General features: G+C 74.4%; 24 protein-coding genes. 19 read left to right on the forward strand and 5 right to left on the reverse strand.

All coding sequences use genetic code 11. The features are described from left to right. Positions 1–29 precede the first annotated feature (29 nt). Complete coding sequence (locus OG871_RS31605; protein ID WP_371501441.1) at positions 30–1,328, forward strand: serine hydrolase domain-containing protein; 1,299 nt, start codon at positions 30–32, stop codon at positions 1,326–1,328. On the opposite strand, the gene OG871_RS31610 is transcribed toward OG871_RS31605, so the two are convergent. Then, positions 1,325–2,371, reverse strand: a complete 1,047-nt coding sequence (locus tag OG871_RS31610; protein WP_371501442.1) for a phosphatidylinositol-specific phospholipase C domain-containing protein — start codon at positions 2,369–2,371, stop codon at positions 1,325–1,327. The genes OG871_RS31605 and OG871_RS31610 overlap by 4 nt on opposite strands. A gap of 271 nt (positions 2,372–2,642) precedes the next feature. Here OG871_RS31610 and OG871_RS31615 point away from each other — a divergent pair, with 271 nt between their 5' ends. From OG871_RS31615 to OG871_RS31640, 6 genes are all read left to right on the forward strand, one after another. Next, the gene (locus tag OG871_RS31615) at positions 2,643–3,809 is read left to right on the forward strand and encodes a hypothetical protein (protein ID WP_371501443.1); all 1,167 of its coding nucleotides are present in this window, start codon (positions 2,643–2,645) and stop codon (positions 3,807–3,809) included. Positions 3,810–4,024: 215 nt separating this feature from the next. Next, positions 4,025–5,509 (forward strand): glycoside hydrolase family 3 protein, encoded by a 1,485-nt coding sequence (locus OG871_RS31620; protein WP_371501444.1) that lies wholly within the window; start codon positions 4,025–4,027, stop codon positions 5,507–5,509. 3 nt (positions 5,510–5,512) lie between these two features. Further along, entirely contained in the window at positions 5,513–6,172 is a 660-nt protein-coding gene (locus OG871_RS31625) for a papain-like cysteine peptidase (protein ID WP_371501446.1), read from the forward strand. Further along, entirely contained in the window at positions 6,169–6,903 is a 735-nt protein-coding gene (locus OG871_RS31630; protein WP_371501447.1) for a PIG-L deacetylase family protein, read from the forward strand. The genes OG871_RS31625 and OG871_RS31630 overlap by 4 nt, the downstream gene beginning before the upstream one ends. After that, positions 6,900–7,658 carry an ABC transporter ATP-binding protein gene (locus OG871_RS31635; RefSeq protein ID WP_371501448.1) on the forward strand — a complete coding sequence of 253 codons (759 nt, stop codon included), beginning with the start codon at positions 6,900–6,902 and terminating at the stop codon, positions 7,656–7,658. The genes OG871_RS31630 and OG871_RS31635 overlap by 4 nt, the downstream gene beginning before the upstream one ends. After that, entirely contained in the window at positions 7,655–8,485 is an 831-nt protein-coding gene (locus tag OG871_RS31640) for an ABC transporter permease (protein ID WP_371501450.1), read from the forward strand. The genes OG871_RS31635 and OG871_RS31640 overlap by 4 nt, the downstream gene beginning before the upstream one ends. Here OG871_RS31640 and OG871_RS31645 read toward each other — a convergent pair. After that, positions 8,469–8,930, reverse strand: coding sequence for an ATP-binding protein (locus OG871_RS31645; RefSeq protein ID WP_371501452.1), 462 nt, complete (start codon positions 8,928–8,930; stop codon positions 8,469–8,471). The genes OG871_RS31640 and OG871_RS31645 overlap by 17 nt on opposite strands. A gap of 127 nt (positions 8,931–9,057) precedes the next feature. Between OG871_RS31645 and OG871_RS31650 the strand changes: the two genes are divergently transcribed. Further along, complete coding sequence (locus OG871_RS31650; protein WP_371501453.1) at positions 9,058–9,948, forward strand: helix-turn-helix domain-containing protein; 891 nt, start codon at positions 9,058–9,060, stop codon at positions 9,946–9,948. Continuing rightward, positions 9,945–10,136 (forward strand): DUF397 domain-containing protein, encoded by a 192-nt coding sequence (locus tag OG871_RS31655; protein ID WP_371501454.1) that lies wholly within the window; start codon positions 9,945–9,947, stop codon positions 10,134–10,136. Before OG871_RS31650 ends, OG871_RS31655 begins: the two co-directional genes overlap by 4 nt. A 54-nt stretch (positions 10,137–10,190) precedes the next feature. Here the strand turns inward: OG871_RS31655 and OG871_RS31660 are convergent, their stop codons facing one another. Both OG871_RS31660 and rpmG read right to left on the reverse strand, forming a co-directional pair. After that, the gene (locus OG871_RS31660; RefSeq protein WP_371501456.1) at positions 10,191–10,436 is read right to left on the reverse strand and encodes a type B 50S ribosomal protein L31; all 246 of its coding nucleotides are present in this window, start codon (positions 10,434–10,436) and stop codon (positions 10,191–10,193) included. Positions 10,437–10,476: 40 nt separating this feature from the next. Continuing rightward, positions 10,477–10,641: a 50S ribosomal protein L33 gene (rpmG, locus tag OG871_RS31665; RefSeq protein ID WP_350638600.1), complete on the reverse strand. Its 165-nt coding sequence runs from the start codon at positions 10,639–10,641 to the stop codon at positions 10,477–10,479. Positions 10,642–10,780: 139 nt separating this feature from the next. On the opposite strand from rpmG, the gene OG871_RS31670 reads away from it, so the two are divergent. From OG871_RS31670 to OG871_RS31710, 9 genes are all read left to right on the forward strand, one after another. After that, entirely contained in the window at positions 10,781–11,308 is a 528-nt protein-coding gene (locus OG871_RS31670) for a PadR family transcriptional regulator (protein ID WP_371501457.1), read from the forward strand. Next, complete coding sequence (locus OG871_RS31675) at positions 11,305–12,072, forward strand: ABC transporter ATP-binding protein (protein WP_371501458.1); 768 nt, start codon at positions 11,305–11,307, stop codon at positions 12,070–12,072. Before OG871_RS31670 ends, OG871_RS31675 begins: the two co-directional genes overlap by 4 nt. Beyond that, positions 12,069–12,314, forward strand: a complete 246-nt coding sequence (locus tag OG871_RS31680) for a hypothetical protein (RefSeq protein WP_371501459.1) — start codon at positions 12,069–12,071, stop codon at positions 12,312–12,314. Before OG871_RS31675 ends, OG871_RS31680 begins: the two co-directional genes overlap by 4 nt. Beyond that, complete coding sequence (locus tag OG871_RS31685; RefSeq protein ID WP_371501461.1) at positions 12,311–14,704, forward strand: ABC transporter permease; 2,394 nt, start codon at positions 12,311–12,313, stop codon at positions 14,702–14,704. Before OG871_RS31680 ends, OG871_RS31685 begins: the two co-directional genes overlap by 4 nt. A 90-nt stretch (positions 14,705–14,794) precedes the next feature. Next, positions 14,795–15,901 carry an aminopeptidase P family protein gene (locus OG871_RS31690; protein ID WP_371501463.1) on the forward strand — a complete coding sequence of 369 codons (1,107 nt, stop codon included), beginning with the start codon at positions 14,795–14,797 and terminating at the stop codon, positions 15,899–15,901. Positions 15,902–15,978: 77 nt separating this feature from the next. Further along, positions 15,979–16,545 (forward strand): elongation factor P, encoded by a 567-nt coding sequence (efp, locus tag OG871_RS31695; RefSeq protein ID WP_371501465.1) that lies wholly within the window; start codon positions 15,979–15,981, stop codon positions 16,543–16,545. Between the two features lie 2 nt (positions 16,546–16,547). Beyond that, complete coding sequence (gene nusB / locus OG871_RS31700) at positions 16,548–16,988, forward strand: transcription antitermination factor NusB (RefSeq protein WP_371501466.1); 441 nt, start codon at positions 16,548–16,550, stop codon at positions 16,986–16,988. A gap of 136 nt (positions 16,989–17,124) precedes the next feature. Further along, positions 17,125–17,952, forward strand: a complete 828-nt coding sequence (locus OG871_RS31705; protein WP_371501468.1) for a thioesterase family protein — start codon at positions 17,125–17,127, stop codon at positions 17,950–17,952. Between the two features lie 129 nt (positions 17,953–18,081). Further along, complete coding sequence (locus OG871_RS31710) at positions 18,082–18,948, forward strand: hypothetical protein (protein WP_371501469.1); 867 nt, start codon at positions 18,082–18,084, stop codon at positions 18,946–18,948. Between the two features lie 94 nt (positions 18,949–19,042). Here OG871_RS31710 and OG871_RS31715 read toward each other — a convergent pair whose 3' ends face one another. Next, positions 19,043–19,546 (reverse strand): transcriptional regulator, encoded by a 504-nt coding sequence (locus OG871_RS31715; protein ID WP_014134541.1) that lies wholly within the window; start codon positions 19,544–19,546, stop codon positions 19,043–19,045. 353 nt (positions 19,547–19,899) lie between these two features. On the opposite strand from OG871_RS31715, the gene pyrR reads away from it, so the two are divergent. Beyond that, positions 19,900–20,523 (forward strand): bifunctional pyr operon transcriptional regulator/uracil phosphoribosyltransferase PyrR, encoded by a 624-nt coding sequence (gene pyrR / locus OG871_RS31720; RefSeq protein ID WP_371501471.1) that lies wholly within the window; start codon positions 19,900–19,902, stop codon positions 20,521–20,523. Positions 20,524–20,527 lie beyond the last annotated feature (4 nt).

A 20,527-nucleotide genomic window follows, 5' to 3' on the forward strand; every position in this document is an offset into this window, starting at 1 on the left:
CGGACTCCGGCCCGGGGAGGGAGGCCGTCATGGCCGACAGGCACCGCAGGACCGTCGTCCGGATCGCCGCAGGTGTGGTGGCCGGAGCCACCCTGCTGGCGATGGCACCCGCCGCGTACGGCGCCCCGCGCGAGTCGGGCCGGGCGGGTACGGCGGGCGCGGCGGACGGGTCGGACGGGGTACGGGAGGACGCTGCCGGGCTCCAGCGCGCGCTGGACGCCTTCACGGCCGGCGGCATGGCGACCGCCGCGCTGGCGCAGGTCCGCGACGGCGGCCGGGTGACCTGGCGCGGCACCTCCGGTGTGTCGGACCTCGCCACCGGGGCGCCGGTCCGCGCCGACGGGCGGTTCCGGATCGGCAGCACCACCAAGCCCTTCGTCGCGACCGTGGTGCTCCAGCTCAGGGCCGAGGGGCGGCTCGCCCTCGACGACCCGATCGAGCGCCATCTGCCCGGGCTCGTCCCGGGCGGCGACGCCATCACGGTCCGCCGGCTCCTGAACCACACCAGCGGCCTCTTCGACTTCATCGAGGACCCGGCGATCCGCCTGGACGATCCGGACTGGCTGGCCCGGACCAGGTGGACGGTGTTCCGCCCCGAGCAGCTGGTGGCCCTCGCCACCGCGCACCCGCCGTACTTCCCGCCGGGCGGGGGCTGGCACTACTCCAACACCAACTACATCCTGGCCGGGATGCTGATCGAGAAGATCACCGGGCATCCCTGGGGCGAGGAGGTGGAGCGGCGCATCGTGCGGCCGCTCGGGCTGCGCGGCACCTCGATGCCGGCCGGCCTTCCGCTGCTCACCGGGCCGCACGCCCACGGGTACTACCGGACGCCCGGCGGCCCGGTGGACGTGACCCGGATCAACCCCTCGATGGCGGGTGCGGCCGGTGCCGGCGTCTCCACCACCGACGACCTGGCCCGGTTCGACGCCGCCCTGCTCGGCGGGCAGCTGCTCGGCCCGGTCGAGCTGGCCGAGATGAAGACCACCGTCGGTCTGGAGGGCGGCTTCGACTACGGGCTCGGCCTGATGCGTTTCACGCTGCCCTGCGGAGAGTTCTGGGGCCACGACGGCGGCATCCCGGGCTACTCGACGCTCCTGCTGGGCGACGCCGGGGGCCGCCGCCAGGTGGCCTTCTCGGTCAACCCCTACGACCTCTCCGACCCGGAGGCGGCCACCCGCGCCGAGGACGCGTTCGTCCTGAAGGCCGCCTGCCGCGCCGACCTGCCACCGGCGCCCACCGGCACCCCGGCCGTCGCGGCCGCGGTGGACGGGGGCGCGGCGGACGGGACCGCGGTGGGCGCGGCGGCGGCCGGGCCCGGGTCCTAGCCGCGCGGCAGGGCCAGGGACTGGATCCCGGGCAGGTGGCGCCAGTCGCTGGAGACGACGGAGGCGTGGGCCGCCGCCAGCTGCGTGACCCGGGCGCGCGCCTGGTCGGCGGTCGGGTCGGTGCCGCTGATCGCCGGGGCCACGTTCTGGGCGTCCGTCATCACCAGCAGGTAGTGCCGGCTGTCGTACCAGGAGGTGTCGATGCCGTTGACGTAGGCGGCGGCGTCGCCGTCGAAGAGGACGAACCACGGGCGGATCGTCGTCTCGTACCGGCTGCGCGGGTCGGCCGCGGCGGCGCCGTGCACGGCGGGGAAGACCTGGGCCTGGCCGATCCTGCCGGTGGCCGACAGGTCGCGCAGGTGGCGGCCGTACTCGACGTCGGTGTGCAGGGTGTCGAAGGGGTTGCTCTCCTCGACCGTGCCGGGGATCACCTCGACCATCGCCCGGCCCGCCAGGGCGGCCCTGGTCGGCCAGTTGCCGGCCCGGGCGGCGTCGTCCAGGGTGGCGTACGAGCCGCCGCCGGGCCTGGCGAGCAGGTCGGCGGGGCGGAACGCGGCGGCGCCCAGGTGGGCGGCGATCAGCGCGTCCAGCTCCTTGGGGCCCATGCCGCGGTTGGCGGCGAATCCTCCCTTGAGTTCGAGCTTGACCACCAGCGGCCCGGCGGCGGGGTGGGCGGCGAGCCAGACCCGCAGGTCGTCGAAGCAGGCCTCCAGGTTCTTGTTGGCGCCGCCGGTGTAGAGCTGGGCGGGGGTGGAGGCGTTGACGCAGTTGTTGCCGTTGCCCAGCGGGTTGGAGTGGCTGACCTTCCACTCCTTGGTGATGGTGTCCGTCCAGGCGTCCAGCTCGATCATGCCGGTGCCGGTGTCGAGTCCCTGGGCCAGGTAGGGGAAGGCGGCGGGGTCGTAGGTGTTGTGGAGTCCGACGGTGGTCGCGGAACCGAACGGCAGCTCGCCGGGGCCGGTCGCGCCGGCCTGCTGACCGGGTATCAGGGCGACGGCGGCCAGCGCGAGGGCTCCGGCGGTGAAGAGGCGACGGACGGTCAAGGTTCCTCCTGGGCGGGGAAGGTCGGGGTGCCGGCACGAGCGTCGACCATTCGAGCGCACGGAAGGTGACATGACAAGGAAGAGTGGGATTCCGGTGGATGAGCTTCTGTCGGACCGGGTTCCGCCGTGGGCTCCACCGCGATCCGAGGGAATCAACGATTGGTCTGGACCATGTCCCTGACGGAGGGTTAGGGTGCCTGCTGGGACGCGGCGTTGAACGGCGCATCTGCGCGTCCGATCCTGCTGCCGGCCAATCCGACGGGACCCGTCTGTGATCGACATCGTGGTGGTGCTCCGGGCCGAGGACGCGGTCCTCGACTTCCTCTCCGTGCTCGCCGACCCGAGCAGAGCCGAAACCCGGGTGCTCGTGGCCGAGTCGGGCACCCTGCTCACCCTGCCCGCCGGCACCGGCCCCGCCGAGCGCCTCGCCCTCCTCGGCCCCCTGGTCGGCCCCGCCGGACGCCCCGCCGGGCCACCCGACCCCGACACCCTGGCCGACCTGATCACCCGCGCCCGCGCCGCCCGGCCCGCCCGGCTCTGGACCCACTCCCCGGCCGACAACCGCCGCAGCCGGGGCGCCCTCGGCCGGGAGGCCGCCCGGGCCGCCGCCCGCCTCGACGCCCCGCCGCCGGTGCGGCACGCCGTCGGCTACTCGCCCTTCCTCCAGTTCGTCAGCGACCTCGACCGCCCGCTGAGCCGCGAACTCGTCGCCGCCAAGCTGGCGTTCGTCAACGGCCGGTGCGCCCACCTGCTCGGCTCGGACCACCCCCAGCACATGGTGTACACCGCGCGGGTGCCCGCCGCCGAGCGGTACTTCGAGGCCACCGAGGAGGAGCGCGACCGCCTCTTCGCACTCCTCGCCAGCCTGGGCGAGGAGGCCGCCTCGGTGGCCGACCCCTGGGAGTTCGACACCTCCGGCTACGAGGCGGACCGGCTGGACGCCACCGCCGCCTGGGTCTCCCGCCACTGCCCGCCCGGCGTCGGCCGCCTGGTCGAGGTCGGCGCCTGCGAAGGGGCGCTCACCCGCAGACTGGCCTTCGCCGGCCACCGCGTGCTGGCCACCGAACCCAACCCGCGGTTCCGCGACCGCCTCGCCACCGCCCTCGCCGCCATCCCCGAGGCGGAGGCCGACGACGCCGAACTCGCCGCCCTGGCCAAGGCGGACGGGCCGGCCGCACCCGCCTACCTGCTGATCGAGATGCTCTACTACGGCCAGGACCTCCAGCTGATCGACCGGCTCCCCACCGACCTGGTCTTCGTCGCCCTCGAACCCGAGGCCCTGCGCACCCGGCTGCACCCATGGCTCACCGCGTCCCCGCACTGGCAGGCCGCCGAGGAGACCGAACTGGTCGGCCCGCGCCTGGAAGCGGTCTGCGGCGGCCGCGCGTACCTCAGCAAGCGCGGCAGCGTCGGCGTCCTGCTGCGCCGAACCCCCTGACACCTCGCCCCGGCACCACCGTCCGCCCGCCCGCCCGGCCACGCCGCCGCACCGTCCGCCGCTCGACCCACGCCGCCGCACCGGCCGCCGCTCGACCCACGCCGCCGCACCGGCCGCCGCTCGACCCACGCCGCCGCACCGGCCGCCGCTCGACCCACGCCGCCGCACCGGCCGCCACCCTGACCCGCCCGGCCCCAGGAAGGCACCACCCCGACATGCTCCGCAGCGCCACCGCCACCCTCGTCAACTCCTGCCTGCTGCCCGCCTACGCGGGCCGAACCCCCGCCGACTGGATCCTGCGCGCCGCGGACGAGGGCCTCGCCGGCGTCGCCCTGTTCGGCACCAACCTGCTCGACGCCCGCGGCCCGCTCCGCGCGGACATCACCGACCGGCTGCGGGCCGTGCGCCCCGACCTGCTGATCGCGTTGGACGAGGAGGGCGGCGACGTCACCCGCCTGGACTACCTCACCGGCAGCGCGTACCCGGGCAACCACGCGCTGGGCGCCGTCGACGACCCGGAGCTGACCCGCCGGGTCGCCGCCGCCATCGCCGCGGACCTGACCGCGGCCGGGATCAACCTCTGCCTCGCCCCCTGCGCGGACGTCAACTCCCGCCCGGACAACCCGATCATCGGAGTCCGTTCGTTCGGCGCCGACCCCGATCTGGTCGCCCGGCACACCGCCGCCTTCGTCACCGGGCTGCAGCGGTACGGCGTCGCCGCCACCCTCAAGCACTTCCCCGGCCACGGCGACACCCGGACCGACTCGCACACCGCACTGCCGGACGTCGACCGCGACCTCGACGCGCTGGCCGTCCTCGACCTGCCCCCGTTCGCCGCGGGTATCGCCGCCGGTGCCCGGCTGGTGATGACCGGCCACATCCGGCTGCCCGGCCTCGACGCGCTGCCCGCCACCCTCAGCCGTGCCGTCCTCACCGGCCTGCTGCGCGAACGGCTCGGCTTCCGCGGCGTCATCGTCACCGACGCCCTGGACATGGCCCCGATCGCGGGCCGCTGGGGTTTCGGCGGCGCCGCCGTGGCGGCCCTGGCCGCCGGCTGCGACCTCGTCCTGCTCGGCTCCCCGGACGCGGAGAAGCTCCTCCCGGAGATCCACGCCGCCGTCGACCGGGCCCTGCTCGACGGCAGCCTGCCGGAGCAGCGGCTCAACGAGGCCGCCGCAGCCGTGGCCGACCTGCGGGCCTGGGCCCACCCCCGGGCCACCGCGCCCGAGCCCGACCCGGCCGTCGGCCTGGAGGCGGCCCGCCGCGCCCTCCGGACGCACGGGCTGACGCCGCCGGACGAGCCCCGGGCGGTCCACACCGTCCGCCTCGGCGCCACCGCCAACCTCGCCGTCGGCGAGGCGCCCTGGGGCCTCGCCGCGCCGCTGGCCGCGCTCCGCGCACTCGCCGGCGGCACCGAGGTCGACGCCGGCACCGACCCGGCGCTGATCCCGCTCCCCGCCACGGGCCCCCTCGCGGTCGCCGTCCGCGACGCCCACCGCGACCCGTGGCAGCGGGACGCCCTGCATGCCCTGCGTGCCCGCCGCCCCGACCTGGTCACCGTGGAGTTCGGCCTCCCGCCGCACACGGTCGACGGCCCGACCCTGCTCGCCGGGGGCGCCGGCCTGGCCAACGCGGCCGCCGCGGCCGAGTACCTCACCGGCCGCACCTGGAGCGGACCGCTGCGCCCGGGCCGGGTGTGAACGGTGTACGACCACTGCGTCGGGCTCGGCTACCACTGCGAATCCACCTACCAGCTGCGCCGGATCACCGGCAGCGACCGGGCCCACTTCTTCGACTGGCTCGACCTCGACTTCGAGTCGGTGGTCGAGACCGTCGCGGCCGGCTTCCGGAACGTGCTGCGCCCCGGCCTGGTCGAACCCTTCGACGAGGGCCGTTGCGCGCTCGACCGGGGCAGTGACATCAGGTTCTTCCACGAGTTCCACCCGGCCGCTCCCGGGCCGCTCACCCAGGCCGACATCGACCGCCAACTCCCGGCCGTAAGGACGAAGTTCACGGCTCTCGCCGAGCGCTGGCAGACCCTGGCCGGCTCCGCTCACCGGGTGCTCTACGTCCACCACGACGCCTTCGACGAACTGACCGCCGACGACCTGCGCCGCCTGCGCGCGACCATGGCCGCCGAACACCCCGGCCACCGCTTCGACCTGCTGTGGCTGCGCCGCACCCCGCCCGAGGACGCCCACCGTCTCCCGCCCGGCATCGCCTGGGGCACGGTCGCCGCCGCCCCCGGCCGCTGGCAGGGCGACGACACCCAGTGGGACGAGGCCCTCGCCGCCCTGTACCGACGCGGGCCGGCCCTGCTCGAACCCCCGCACCGACCGTCCCCCGGAGAACGGCACCGATGAACCACCCGACCTGGCGTACCGTCATCCTCTCCCCGCACTTCGACGACGCCGCGCTCTCCCTGGCCGGCCTGATCCCCGGGCTTCCCGGCCCCGTCGCCGTGGTCACCGTCTTCGGCGGCGCACCCGCCGCCCACCACCCGGTCTCCTGGTGGGACAGCACCTGCGGCTTCTCCACCCCGCGGGAGGCCCACCGGGCCCGACTGGCGGAGGACGCCCGGGCCTGCCTGCTCCTCGGCGCCCACCAGCTGGTCCTCGACCACCCGGACGGCCCCTACGGCGACGGCGCCGAACCCACCGGCATCGACCGGCTGTTGGCGGCCCTGCCGAGAGACGCCGCGGTGCTCGTCCCGGTCGGCTCCAACCAGCCCGACCACCAACGCGTCCGCGACCGGGCGCTGGCCGTACGCGCCGCCCTCGGCGCGCCCCCGCCGCTGCTCTACGCCGACCTGCCGTACACCGGCCACCTCCCCGAGTGGGGCACCGACGAGGCCGACCGGGCGCTGGCCCGCAGCCCGATGTGCGGCCTCGCCTACCAGGACCTGCTGCGCACCCACCGCACCACCGTCCGCCACCATCTGCGGCTGACCGACGCGCAGTGGGCCGCAAAGCGCGAGGCCGTGCTGTGCCACGCCTCCCAGCTCGCCCCGCTCGCGGCCGACCACGGCAGCCTGCTGGCCCGCACCGGCCCGCTGCGCGCCGAGCTCGTCTGGTCGCTGGAGGTCCGCGGATGAGCCCGACCGGGCGGATCCTCACCGCCCGCGGCCTGGTGAAGGAGTACCGCCGCGGCCGCGCCGTCGACGGCGTCGACCTGACCGTCCACGCGGGGGAGCGGGTCGGCCTGCTCGGGCCGAACGGCGCGGGCAAGACCACCACCCTGCTGATGTGCCTGGGCGCCGTCGAACCCGACGGCGGCAGCGTCGACATCCTCGGCCACCGCCTGCCCGCGGCCCGCCCGGCCGCCATGCAGGCGGTCGGCTTCGTCGCCGGGTACCTCCCGCTCCCGGACCGGCTGCGGGTCCGCGAGTACCTTCGCCTGTTCGCCGACCTGTACGGCCTGCGGCACCCCGCCGCAGCCGTCGACGCGGCCCTGGAACGCTTCGGCCTGACCCGCCTCGCCGCCGCGATCGGCACCGAACTCTCCAGCGGCCAGCGGACCCTGGTCGGCATCGCCAAGGCGGCCCTGCACGCGCCCCGGCTGCTCGTCCTGGACGAGCCGACCGCCTCGCTCGACCCCGAGACGGCCCTGCGGGTGCGCACCGCGCTGCTCGCCCTGGCCGCCGAGCACGGCACGGCGCTCCTGGTGACCAGCCACGACATGGTGGAGGTCGAACGGCTCTGCGAGCGGGTGGTGTTCCTCGCGGCCGGCCGGGTGGCGGCCGACGGCACCCCCGCCGAGATCGCCCGCCGCTACGGGCGCCAGGACCTGGAAGGCGTCTTCCTGCACCTGGCCGCCGAACGCGACCGGGCCCGGGGGGACGCCGCGTGAGCCTCGACCTGTCCGCCCGCCGCGCACCCGGCCCCGCCGCCCTGTACCGGATCCGCGCCGTCACCCGCCGCCACTGGCTGGTGCTGAGCCGCAGCCCGCACCGGCTCTTCGACGTGCTGGTCTGGCCCGCCGTCGACACCCTGCTCTATGGCTCGATCGGCCTGTTCGCGGCCGACGCGGGCGGCTCCACCGGCACCGACCTCGGGGTCTTCCTGCTCAGCGGGACGGTGCTGTGGCACCTGGTGCACCAGACCCAGATCTCGCTGGCCACCGGCTTCCTGGAGGAGACCTGGTCCCGGAACGTGCTCGGTCTGCTCACCACCCCGCTGCGGGGCTGGGAGTACCTCGCCGGGGTCGGACTGTTCGCCCTGCTGCGGACGGCGGTCAGCACCACCGCCGTGGCCGGACTCGCCCTCGCCGCCTACGCGTTCGACGTCACCTCGCTCGGCCTGGGGCTGCTCCCGGTGGCCGCCCTGCTGCTCGCCTGCGGGTGGGCCGTCGCGCTGCTGGTCGTCGGCCTGGTCCTGCGCTACGGCAGCGGGGCCGAGGCCCTGGTCTGGGGCGCCCTGTCGGTGGTGATGCCGCTGTCCGGCGTCTTCTACCCGGTGTCCACCCTCCCGGCGCCACTGCGGCCGGTCGCCGAGGCACTGTCCACCACCCATGTCTTCGCGGTCGGCCGGGCGCTCGCCGCGGGCCACGGCATGCCCTGGCGGGAACTGGCCCTCGCCACCGGCGGGACGGCCCTCCTGCTCGGCGCCGGAATGCTCGGCCTCGCCCGGATGCTCCGCTCCTTCCGCCGCCGGGGCCTGATCACCCGCTACTCCTGACCGTCGCCCCCGCGAGCCCCTCCGGGACGGGGATCTCGGCCCACACGGTCTTCCCGGACGGCGGACGCGGCACACTGCCCCACCCGCAGGTGAGCGCCCGGACCAGTACCAGGCCCCGGCCGGACTCGGCGCCCTCCCTCCCGGTGGCGGGCCGGGGCAGCCGCTCGCCGCGGGAGTCCGACACCTCGACACGGAGCGTGGCCGGCCCGGCCCCGTCGACCCGCAGGGCCAGCCGGAGCAGGAAGTCCCGCCCGGGGACGTGCCCGTGGGTGACGGCGTTGGCGGCGAGCTCGATGACGACCAGCGAGGCCGCCTGGAAGGCGTCCGTCGTGCGAGGCCAGCCCCACTCCGTGAGGCACTGCTCGGCGGCCCGCCGGGCCAGACTCGCGCCGCGCCGGGACGAGGCGAACCGACCGGCCAGCTGAGGGGTGATTTCTGAGTTCACGTCACCGAGCGTGCCCGGCCGGTCGTACGCTTGCCAGGAGTCGGACCGGTACGCACAGCAGCTGTACCGGCGCAGACGGTTGCATGTCCGGCTCGGCGGTCGTATCGGCGAAGTGCGGGGTGGAGCGATGTCCGACCGGACGGTTGACCGGGAGCCGGTCGTGGGCGAGCCACGCCGTCCCGAGCCCCAGCAGGACGAGGACGGCGCGGCGGACCTCTTCCGCGCGGTCGGGCGGCAGGTCAGGCTGCTGCGCGAACGGGCCGGCCTGACCCAGAAGGAGCTGGGCGACCGTCTGGGATACGGCGAGGACCAGATCTCCTCCCTGGAACGCGGGCGCCGGACCCCACAGCCCGAATTCCTGGACGCGGCCGACGAACTGCTCGGCGCGGGCGGCCTGCTGAAGGCGACGGCGGAGGATGTGGCGCGGGCGAAGGCGCGGTCCCGGGTACGGCATCCGGCGTGGTTCCGGGACTACGCCCGGCTGGAGGCGGAGGCGGTCGAGCTGTACGAGTACAGCAACCAGGCCGTCCCGGGGCTGTTTCAGACGGTCGGCTACGCCAGGGCCATCTTTGCCGGGCGCAGACCGCTGCTGGACGAGGAGACCGTCGAGCAGCGTGTGACCGCGAGGCTCGCGCGGCAGGACATCCTGTCGCGATGGCCCGCCCCCATGGTCAGCTCGATCATCCAGGAGTCCGTTCTCCAGCAGCCCTTCGGTGGCCAGGATGTATGGAGGGCGCAGCTGGAGCGATTGCTGAACCTCGGGCGGCAGCGCAACATCGAGCTTCAGGTGATGCCGACCGACCGGGTCGAACACGCGGGCATGGGAGGCCCGTTCACCCTTCTGACGCCGCGCGGAAGGGCGCAGCTCGGCTACGTCGAGGTGCAGCACATCAGCCGTCTGATCACCAGTCCGGATGAGGTACGTGTGCTCGCGGCGAAGTATGGAAGCATGCGGGGACAGGCGCTCACACCGTGGGAGTCGCTCAACCTGATCGAGAAGCTGCTGGGGGCACTATGACCGTCCAGGCGGACAATCACGAGTGGTTCAAGAGCAGTTACAGCGGCGACGAGGGTGGCAACTGCGTCGAGGTCGCCTTCTCCGACAACGCCGTCCGGGTCCGGGACTCGAAGAACCGCCAGGGCCCGCAGCTCGCGGTCACTCCCGAGGCGTGGGCGGCGTTCGTCCGGTTCGTCGTCACGGGCTGAACAGCCGCACGGGCTGCGCCGGGCCCGTGGCCTGCGGCGCAGCCCGGTGAGGGGTCAGCTCTGTCCGTAGCGGCGGCGGTACTGCTCGATCCGGCCGGCGGTGTCGAGGATCCGGGCCTTGCCGGTGTAGACCGGGTGGCTGGCCGAGGAGGTCTCGACGTCGATCACGGGGTAGCTGTGACCGTCGGTCCACTCCACCGTGCGGCTGCTGGAGAGCGTCGAGCGGGTGAGGAAGGCGAACTCGCCGGACCGGTCGCGGAAGACCACCGGGCGGTACTCGGGGTGGATGCCGTGGTTCATGTCGTCGCTCCTTCGGCTGTGTGCGGGGTGGGGAGTCGGGTCAGCGCTGTTCGCGGAAGAGCACGTGTGCTCCGGCGACCGGGTCGAACTTGCGGATCTCCAGCCGGTCGGGGTCGTTTCGGCGGCTCTTGCGGGTGACGTAGGTGTAGCCGGTGCCGGCCGTCGAGCGCAGGGTGACGATCGGGCGCAGGTCGCTGCGGGCCATCGTTCCTCCTTCTGTTGGCAATGGAAGTCATTGTCATAGGGTCACAACCGGCCGGGCCGGCGAATCATTCCCGGGTCGACACGCCACTTCCACCGAGGCGTATGCACTCGGTGTATACCTCGGGGGTATAGTCGCTGCCATGTCACTCGGACACACCATCCTCGGGCTCCTGGAGTCCCATCCGCGCCACGGCTACGACCTGAAACGCGCCTACGACGAGCAGTTCGGCCGCACCCGCTCCCTCGCCTACGGCCAGGTCTACTCGACCCTCTCCCGGCTGCTGAAGAACGGCCTGGTCGAGGTCGAGGGCGTCGAGCCGGGCGACGGGCCCGAGCGCAAGCGCTACGCCATCACCGAGGCGGGCGTCACCGACGTCGCCGACTGGCTGGCCCGCCCGGAGAGCCCGGAGCCCTACCTGCAGAACACCCTCTACACCAAGGTCGTCCTGGCCGTGCTGACCGGCCGCCGGCCGTACGAGGTGCTCGACGTCCAGCGCTCCGAGCACCTGCGGCAGATGCGCGAACTGACGCGCCGCAAGGCCGACGGCGATCTGGCCGACCAGCTGATCTGCGACCACGCGCTGTTCCACCTGGAGGCGGACCTGCGCTGGCTGGAACTGACCAGCGCCCGGCTGGACGAGCTCACCCGGGAGGTGCGGCCGGCATGAGGATCTCCCCCGTCGAAGCGGCCGACGAGCTCGCCGACCACCGGGCCCGGCCCGCGGAGCAGCCCCCGGCCCGTCCCGGCGCACTGCTCACCGCGACCGGCCTGGTCAAGAACTACGGCCCGACCAGCGCGCTGGACGGCGCCTCGCTCGCCCTCATGCCGGGCGAGCTGCTCGCCGTGATGGGCGCCTCCGGCTCCGGCAAGTCCACCCTGCTGCAGTCCCTGGCCGGAATCGTCCGGCCGGACGCCGGGACCGTGACCTACCGCGGGCAGGATCTGGCCGACCTCTCGGACTCCCGGCGGAGCGCGCTGCGCCGTACCGACTTCGGCTTCCTGTTCCAGTTCGGACAGCTCGTCCCCGAGCTGTCCTGCCTGGAGAACGTCGCGCTGCCGCTGCGGCTGAACGGCATGCGCCGCCGGGCCGCCGAGGCCCATGCCCGCACCTGGCTCGACCAGTTGGAGGTCGGCGACACCGCCGGCCAGCGACCCGGTGAGATATCCGGCGGCCAGGGGCAGCGGGTGGCGGTCGCCCGGGCGCTGGTCACCGGCCCGCGGGTGGTCTTCGCCGACGAGCCGACCGGCGCGCTGGACTCGCTCAACGGCGAGCGCGTGCTGCGACTGCTGCGGGCCGCCGTCAAGGAGTCCGGCGCCGCCGTGGTGCTGGTCACCCACGAGCCGCGGGTCGCCGCGTACACCGACCGCGAGGTCGTCATGCGCGACGGCCGCACCGACGACCGCGCCGACGGCCGAGGGGCCGGCCGGTGACCCGCCGAGCACCCGCCGGGGCCCGGCCCGCCTCGGCCGCGCCCGTCCTCGGCCTCGCCGCGGTCACGGTGCTGCTCGCCACCGTCTCCTGGGCGGGTGGGCCCGCCCCCGACGACCGGACCGCCGGGCCGATGGACGACGGCCGACGGCTGGTCCGCGTCCTGTGGACCGTCTCCACCGCACCCGACCACGCCGCCCGTCTCGTCACCGGCGGCCCCCGATCCCCGGAGAGGGCACCGTGAACCAGCCCGCCCCGCCCACCGCCGACCGGCCGACCCCGACCGTACGGCTGCAGACCGTACGGCTGCGCCGCCTGGGCCAGGTCGGCATCGGTCTGCGACTCGCCTTCACCGGCGGCCGGAACAGCCTGGCCCGCACCCTGCTGACCGCCGTCGGCGTCGGGCTCGGGGTCGCCACACTGCTCTTCGCGTCCTCGTTCCAGACCATGAAGCACCACCGTGACGACCGGATCCACGCCCTGGTCGACACCATGCACGCCGACGACGGTCTCGCCCCCGGCCCCGGCACCCTGCTGCTGATGGACGCCTCCACCGCCTACCACGGCTCCGAGGTGCGCGGCCGGATCATGCAGCCGGAGGGGCCGCAGGCGCCGCTGCCACCCGGCCTGACCGGCTATCCGAAGCCCGGCGAGATGGCCGTCTCGCCGGCGCTGGCGAAACTGCTCGACTCGGCCGACGGACGGCTGCTGAAGCAGCGCCTCGACCACCCGGTCGGCGGCCGGATCGCCGACAGCGGCCTGGTCGGCCCCGGCGACCTCACCTTCATCCTCGGTGCCGAGGACCTGAGCCCCGACCGCGGCGCGATGCGGATCGAGTCCTTCGGCGACTCCTATCCGCCCCGGCAGCTGGAGCCCGAGCTGGTCCTGCTCAGCGTGACCGGCATCGTGGTGCTGCTCACCCCGGTCGCGGTGTTCGTCGCCGCGGCGACCCGGTTCGGCGGGGAGGCCCGCGACCGCAGGCTGGCCGCGCTGCGGCTGGTCGGCGCGGACCGGTCGATGACCGCCCGGATCGCGGCGGGGGAGGCGCTGGCCGGGGCGCTGACCGGGCTGGCGGTCGGCTGGCTGCTGTTCGGGGTGGCCGGGCGGCTCGCCGAGTCGGTGACCATCGAGGGCCTCAGCGTCTTCGCGGCCGACATCGACCCGGACCCGCTGCTGGCCGCCGCCGTGATGGCGGCCGTGCCGGCGCTCGCGGTCGCGGCCGCGCTGCTCGCGATGCGCGGGATCGTCGCGGAGCCGCTCGGCGTGGTGCGCGGCAGCGACCGGACCCGCCGCAGGCTGTGGTGGCGGCTGGCCCTGCCCGCCACCGGGGGCCTGCTGCTCTCCCAGACGCCACGGGGGGTCGACCTCGGCGTCGAGCCGCTCGACCTGGCGATCGTGGTGGCCGGGCTGGTCCTGCTGCTCACCGGCATCGCCGCCCTGCTGCCGGCCCTGCTCGACCTGACCGTCCGTGACCTCTCCTTCGGTCCGCCCTCCCTTCAGCTGGCCCTCGGCCGTCTGCGGCTCAGCGGCGGCGGCGCCGCCCGCGCCACGGCCGGCACGCTGGTCGCGGTCGCCGGCGCCGTCGTCCTGCAGACCCTGTTCGGCGCGATCGCCGACCAGCACAGCTCCCGCGGCCCGCACGCGGGCGGGAGCACCGGCGTCGTGGGGGTCCAGGCCCGGGCCAGGTTCGCGGGGGCCGGCGGATCCGCCGCGGAGCTGGCCGCCCGGCTGCGGGCCGGGGACGGGGCGCGGTCGGCCGTCGGCTACGTCCCGATCTACCTGCACGGCGCCCACCGGGACCCGAACCGGACGTCCCTCGCGCTGGTCGGTGCCTGCGCCGACCTCAAGGAGCTGGCCGACCTGCCCTCCTGCGCCGACGGCGACGGCTTCCAGGTCACGGGGACGGGCTCGGCCGGCGCCGCCGGGGCAGGCCCGCAGCCCGGCGCCGAGGTCACGGCCGACCTGGCCGGCGCGGCAGCGCCGGCCTGGCGGCTCCCGGCGACGCTGCCGTCCGTGCCGGGGCGTTCCCGCGCGCTCCCCGCCGACCCGGCCGGGGTCCTGCTGGTCACCCCCGCCGCCGTTCCGGCCGGCGTCCTGACCGGCCAGGACGCCCAGGTCGACGTGGAGCTCGACACCGCGGTGCCGGACGCCCGGGAGGTCCTGCGCACCGCCGTCCACCGGATCGACCCCCGGGCCCGGCTGTTCCTCCCCGACGAGCAGGTCTTCGCGCCGGACCGCGCCTTCAACAGCGTCCGCCGGGCGCTCACCGCCGCGGTGGTGGCCACCCTGCTGCTGATCTCGCTGAGCATGCTGGTGAGCCTGCTGGAGCAGCTGCGCGAGCGCCGGCGGGCGCTGGCCTGCCTGCTGGCCCTCGGTACGCCGCGGCGCACCCTCGGCCTGTCGCTGCTGTGGCAGAGCGCGCTGCCGATGGGGCTCGGCCTGGTCCTGGCGGTCGGCATCGGCACCGGGGTCGGCCGCCTGCTGCTCCAGCTGGCCGGTCTGCCGCAGCAGGTCGCCTGGGAAGGGGGCCTCGCCATGGCGGGCGCCGCGGCGGCCGGGATCCTAGGCGTCACCGCGCTCACCCTCCCGGTGCTCTGGCGGACCACCGGAACGGGCGCCCTGCGGCACGAGTAGCACCACCCCCGGGCCCGGTCCGGGCCCCGTCCGAGCCCCGTCCGATCGGCTCGACGGGCGCCCGGCCGCCGTGGTTCGTACGCTCGACCCATGTCCGATGCGCACGCGGCCCGACGAGAACGTCTCCGGGAGTACTGCAGTGCCTCCGGGGCCGACGCGGTGCTGGTCACCAGGGCCGCCAACGTCCGTTACCTGACCGGCTGCCCGCCCTGCGGGGCGAGCGTGCTGCTCACCCGGGAACGGGTGCTGCTGGCCGTCCCGGAGGACCTCCCCCCGGACGACACCGGCGAGCACCTGATGCCCGAGGACGTCGCCCGGCTGCCCGTCCCGCCGCTGGCCGACACGGCTCCGGCCCTGGCCGAGGCCGCCGTCCGGCTCAGGGTCGCCGACCTGGCGGTGGAGGAGCACGACCTCACGGTCAGCCGCCACCGCGCGGTGGCCGGGGCGGCGGCCGGGGTCCGGCTGCTGGACCTCGACCAGGCGGTCGAGCGGCTGCGGGTGGTGAAGGACGAGCACGAGATCGCCGACCTGCGGATCGCGGCCGAGATCGCCGACCAGGCGCTCGGCGAGCTGCTGGAGTCGATCCTGGTCGGCCGGACGGAGCGGCACCTGGCGATGGAACTGGAGCGCCGCATGATCGACCACGGCGCGGACCGGGCCTCCTTCCCGGTCTCGGTCGGCACCGGCGCCCACTCGGGCCTGGAGAAGCACCAGCCGACCGACCGCCGGGTCGAGGAGGGCGACTTCCTCACCGTGGTGCTCGGCGCGCAGTACCGCGGCTACGGGGTCTCCACCGCGCGGACCTTCGTGATCGGCGCGGCTCCGGCGCCCTGGCAGGTGGAGCTGCACCGGCTGGTCTTCCACGCCCAGCGGGCCGGTCGTGAGGCGCTCGGGCCGGGGGTCCCGCAGCACGTGCCGGACGACGCGGCCCGTTCGATCCTCCAGGCGGCCGGTCACGCCGAGCGCTCCGTGCATCCGGTCGGACACGGAATCGGGCTGGAGATCCGGGAGGCGCCGCGCCTGGGCCCCGCCGACATGGGTAAACTGGACAATCGCGTGCCGGTCACCGTCGGTCCAGGAGTCCACCTCCCGGGCAAGGGCGGGGTCCGGATCGAGGACACGCTCGTGGTGCGCCCCCCTGAGGAGGGCGGGCCCGAGCTGCTCACCATAACGACCAAGGAGCTCCTCGCCCTGTAGTCCGCGGCCCCGGCCCGGCGGCAGGTTGCGCATCCTTCTTGGTTCCTTGACAGCTATATCCAGGAGTTAGTGCGCCCGTGGCTTCCACGAACGATCTCAAGAACGGCATGGTCCTCAAGCTTGACGGCGGCAAGCTCTGGTCCGTCGTCGAGTTCCAGCACGTCAAGCCCGGCAAGGGCCCGGCCTTCGTGCGCACCAAGCTGAAGGAGGTCCTGACCGGCAAGGTCGTCGACAAGACCTTCAACGCGGGCACCAAGGTCGAGACCGCCAACGTCGACAAGCGCGGCATGCAGTTCTCCTACAAGGACGGCGAGCAGTTCGTGTTCATGGACACGGACACCTACGACCAGCTGTTCATCAGCCCCGACGTCGTCGGCGACGCGTCCAAGTACCTGCTGGAGGGCTTCGAGGCCCTGGTCGCCGTCTACGAGGGCGCCCCCCTGTACATCGAGCTGCCGGCCTCGGTCGAGCTGCTGATCGACCACACCGAGCCGGGCGTCCAGGGCGACCGCTCCACCGGTGGCTCCAAGCCGGCCACCCTGGAGACCGGTGCCGAGATCCAGGTCCCGCTGTTCATCGTCACCGGTGAGAAGATCAAGGTCGACACCCGCGACGGCAGCTACCTCGGCCGGGTGAACAAGTAACCGTGGCGGCTGCACGCAGCAAGGCCCGCACCAGGGCTTTCCAGATCCTGTTCGAGGCGGATCACCGCGGTGTCTCCCCGGAGCAGGTGCTCGCCGACTGGGTGGCCCGCGCACGCGAGCCCAAGCCGGACGAGGGCATCCCGCAGGTCGCCGAGTACACCATGCAGTTGGTCGAGGGCTACACGCAGTACGCCCGCCGGATCGACGAGCTGATCGCGACCTACGCCGTCGGCTGGACGATCGACCGGATGCCGGTCGCGGACCGCAACGTCCTGCGGCTCGGCACCTACGAGCTGATCTGGGAGGACGGTGTCCCGGACGCGGTCGTGGTCGACGAGGCCGTCGAGATCGCCAAGGAATACTCCACGGACGAGTCGCCCGCCTTCGTGAACGGCCTGCTGGCCCGCTTCATGGAGCTGAAGCCGACCATCCGTCGGGACTGACGTCCCGCGCGTGAAGGCCGCCGGACCCAGGTCCGGCGGCCTTCACGCGTTGCTGGCCCGGGTACGGGGCCGCGGCGTAGGCTACTCATCAGTAATGAGGAGTCGGGCAGGACCGTCGCAGCGAAGGACAGCACCCATGACCACCGCGGTACGCAGCGAGTTCGACCGGGGCATCGCCCTGACCCCCCAGGCCGACGGGCCGGGCCGGTACGCGGCCGAGCTGGACGCCGGCTGGCAGATCGGCGGCGGGATCAACGGCGGCCTGCTGCTCGCGGTCGCGGGCCACGCGCTGTCGCTGCGGCACGGGGAGCACCCCGACCCGGTGTCGATCAGCGGGTACTACCTGTCCGCCGCCAGACCCGGCCCGGCGAGCGTGGCCACCGAGCTGGTCCGGCAGGGCCGTTCGCTGTCCACCGGCACCGCCTCGCTGACCCAGGACGGCGAGGAGCGGCTGCGGGTGCTGGCCACCTACGGCGACCTGGCCGCGCACACCGGCGAGGTCCGCACCAGCGCACGGCCGCCGGTCATGCCCCCGCCCGAGGACTGCATCGGCGTCGAGCACGCGCCGAAGGAGCTGATCGAGCAGGCCGCCCTGCTGGCCCGCTTCGACCTGCGGCTCGACCCGGCCACCATCGGCTGGGCGCTCGGCCGGCCCTCGGAGGAGGGCCGGATCCAGGGCTGGTTCAAGCTCGCCGACGGCCGCGAACCGGACCCGCTGCTGCTGCTCCTGGTGGCCGACGCGCTGCCGCCGGTCACCTTCGACCTCGGTATCCCCGGCTGGGCGCCGACCATCGAGCTCACCGTCCACCTGCGGGCGAAGCCGGCGCCGGGCTGGCTGCGGGTCAGCCACGCCACCCGCAACCTGGCCGGCGGCTACTTCGAGGAGGACGCCGAGGTCTGGGACTCGACGGGCCGCCTGGTCGCGCAGTCCCGCCAGCTGGCCCGGGCCCCGAGGGGGCGGTAGCACGCGCGTTCGTCGCACTCGGTTACATTGCTGTGACACCCCGTACGTGTGCGGCGCGTGGGGGTGGGGAGGAAGAGGGGCAGCGGCGCACCCGGCCGCGCCCGTCGACCCCCCGCCCCAGGAGCCCCGATGCCCCGCAACAGCCGCACCCCCCGGTCCTCCCGCTGCACCTCCGCCGGGGCGGGCGGCCGCAGGCCCGAGGAGGCCTTCGTCACCGGCATCCTGACCAGCCCCGAGGACTTCGAGCTGGCCCGGCCCTGGGGGCTGACCGAGGCCGCCGACCACGCCGGCTACCTGGTGGACACCGCCGCCCTGCTGACCGAGGCGCGCCGGGTCTTCGGCACCGTCCAGGCCCGGATGTTCCACCCGGGGGACTTCGCCGACTTCTGCCTGCTGCACGGGCTCGACCCGGCGGAGCAGACCGCCCGGGACCGCTACCTGGTCAACCCCCCGCTGCAGACCCAGCTGCTGCCCTACCAGGGTGAGGACCTGGTGGGCGACTTCCTCCCGCGCCTGGTGCGGGCCCGCGAGGGCGGGCTGACGCTGCGCCACGCCGACCTGCTGCTGGACGGCGGGCTGTGCGCCGCGCAGGAGCAGCTGCCGCCGCAGATCCGGCAGGCGTACGAGCAGGGCTCCGAGATCTTCCGGCGGATGCTGGTGGGGGCCGGCGCCGGCACGTTCCAGTTCCACTGCGTGGTGGACGCGCCCGGCGGGCGGCTGCAGGCGGACGCCCGGATCCTGCGCTGGGAGGACGGCGTGGTGCGGATCAACGACGAGGACCTGGACCTGGTGTGCGCCGTACTCTGCGCGGGCCTGGCCCGGGAGCTGCCGGGGGCGGCGCTGCTGCACGGCTCGCAGGGCTCCGCGGGCTCCTGCGGCGAGTACCGGCAGGTCGCCTGGGCCTGGCAGAGCACCGGGTTCGGCTATGCGCCGGCGGCCGTCGAGCTGGACGGTGTGGAGGCCCGGCCGGGGTTCAGCCTCGGCTCGGTGTGCTGACAGCGCCGCCGGGCCTGGGCCCGGACAGCGCGACGGCGGGGTGTGCGGCCGATGCCGCACGCCCCGCCGTGACGTTTCTGCTGGCCGCTGGGCGTCAGCCCGCGTCCTCCTCGCGGACCGCGCGGCGGGCGTCGGGGTTGAGGACGCCCCAGCTGATCAGCTGCTCGGTGAGGATCGACGGCGACTGGTCGTAGATCACGGCGAGGGTGCGCAGGTCGTCCTGGCGGATCGAGAGCACCTTGCCGTTGTAGTCGCCGCGCTGGCTCTGGATGGTGGCCGCATAGCGCTGGAGCGGGCCGGCCTTCTCGGACGGCACCTGAGTCAGTCTCTCCAGGTCGAGGACCAGGCGCGGCGGCGGCTCGGCCGCACCGCCCGGAGTCCCGCCGGGCAGCAGCTCCTGGACCGGGACGCCGTAGAACTCGGCCAGCTCGGCCAGGCGCTGCACCGTCACCGCGCGGTCGCCACGCTCGTACGAGCCGACGACGACTGCCTTCCAGCGACCCTGGGACTTCTCCTCGACGCCGTGCAGGGAGAGACCCTGCTGAGTGCGGATCGCCCGGAGCTTGGCCCCGAGTTGCTTCGCGTAGTCGCTGGACATAGATCTCCCCGGACGAGATTGCTTCGCGTTCAGTGGTGAGCCACGAGCGAGCGGGTGATGACCGCGGATCCGGCCGGCCGTACCGGTGGGTACGGAGGCGGTCTCGTAACTCACTGTGAGGTTACGTAGAGTGAGGTAGTCGCGTCAAGCCGAATGGGGCAGTCGTGCGAATAGCTCCCGGCCGCTCCGTGAACCGCCGAGGTACGGCCGAACGGGCAAAGCGGAACCATCCGGTCCTGAACGCAGGTGGGCGCACTGCTACCATGGGCGAGGCTTCCGCCACGGTCGGGAGTGCACTCCCAGGCATCCTTTAAGGCCCGTCCAGTGAGGCGGGGAAGGAGGTCCGCTTCGGCATGACCACACACAACTCATCCGCGCCGCGCCCGCCGCACCAGGTGCTCGACGCCGGGGACATCACCCGGATCGTCACCCGGATCGCCCACGAGATCGTCGAACGCGCCAAGGGCGCCGACGACGTGGTGCTGCTCGGCATCCACACCCGCGGCGTCCACCTCGCCCGCCGGCTGCAGTCCCGGCTGAACCAGGTCGCCGGCCGCGAGATCCCGCTCGGCACCCTCGACATCACCATGTACCGGGACGACCTGCGGCTGAAGCCGGCCCGCGCGCTGGAGCACACCGAGATCCCCGCCGAGGGCATCGACGGCAAGCTGGTCATCCTGGTCGACGACGTGCTGTTCTCCGGCCGCACCATCCGGGCCGCCCTGGACGCCCTGAGCGACATCGGCCGCCCGCGCGCCGTCCAGCTCGCCGTCCTGGTCGACCGCGGCCACCGCGAGCTGCCGATCCGCGCCGACTACGTGGGCAAGAACCTGCCCACCTCGCTGCGCGAGGCCGTCCAGGTCCAGCTCGCCGACACCGACGGCCGCGACGCCGTCCTGGTCGGCGACCGCGACTACGCGGCCCGCTCCTCCCAGGCGCTCGCCGCCCAGCCGTCCGACCAGCCCCTCCCGGAGTGACCGC

Source organism: Kitasatospora sp. NBC_00374 (genome assembly GCF_041434935.1).
In the GTDB taxonomy this organism is placed as follows: Bacteria; Actinomycetota; Actinomycetes; order Streptomycetales; family Streptomycetaceae; genus Kitasatospora.

Bases quoted from the DNA above. Each gene is read 5' to 3' on its own strand.
- OG871_RS31705 (WP_371501468.1), top strand. From the start codon at position 17,125: ATGACCACCGCGGTACGCAGCGAGTTCGACCGGGGCATCGCCCTGACC.
- OG871_RS31660 (WP_371501456.1), bottom strand. From the start codon at position 10,436: ATGAACCACGGCATCCACCCCGAGTACCGCCCGGTGGTCTTCCGCGAC.
- OG871_RS31655 (WP_371501454.1), top strand. From the start codon at position 9,945: ATGACCGTCCAGGCGGACAATCACGAGTGGTTCAAGAGCAGTTACAGC.
- OG871_RS31620 (WP_371501444.1), top strand. From the start codon at position 4,025: ATGCTCCGCAGCGCCACCGCCACCCTCGTCAACTCCTGCCTGCTGCCC.
- OG871_RS31715 (WP_014134541.1), bottom strand. From the start codon at position 19,546: ATGTCCAGCGACTACGCGAAGCAACTCGGGGCCAAGCTCCGGGCGATC.
- OG871_RS31690 (WP_371501463.1), top strand. From the start codon at position 14,795: ATGTCCGATGCGCACGCGGCCCGACGAGAACGTCTCCGGGAGTACTGC.
- OG871_RS31670 (WP_371501457.1), top strand. From the start codon at position 10,781: ATGTCACTCGGACACACCATCCTCGGGCTCCTGGAGTCCCATCCGCGC.
- OG871_RS31635 (WP_371501448.1), top strand. From the start codon at position 6,900: ATGAGCCCGACCGGGCGGATCCTCACCGCCCGCGGCCTGGTGAAGGAG.
- OG871_RS31675 (WP_371501458.1), top strand. From the start codon at position 11,305: ATGAGGATCTCCCCCGTCGAAGCGGCCGACGAGCTCGCCGACCACCGG.
- pyrR (WP_371501471.1), top strand. From the start codon at position 19,900: ATGACCACACACAACTCATCCGCGCCGCGCCCGCCGCACCAGGTGCTC.
- OG871_RS31630 (WP_371501447.1), top strand. From the start codon at position 6,169: ATGAACCACCCGACCTGGCGTACCGTCATCCTCTCCCCGCACTTCGAC.
- OG871_RS31710 (WP_371501469.1), top strand. From the start codon at position 18,082: ATGCCCCGCAACAGCCGCACCCCCCGGTCCTCCCGCTGCACCTCCGCC.
- OG871_RS31650 (WP_371501453.1), top strand. From the start codon at position 9,058: ATGTCCGACCGGACGGTTGACCGGGAGCCGGTCGTGGGCGAGCCACGC.
- rpmG (WP_350638600.1), bottom strand. From the start codon at position 10,641: ATGGCCCGCAGCGACCTGCGCCCGATCGTCACCCTGCGCTCGACGGCC.
- OG871_RS31605 (WP_371501441.1), top strand. From the start codon at position 30: ATGGCCGACAGGCACCGCAGGACCGTCGTCCGGATCGCCGCAGGTGTG.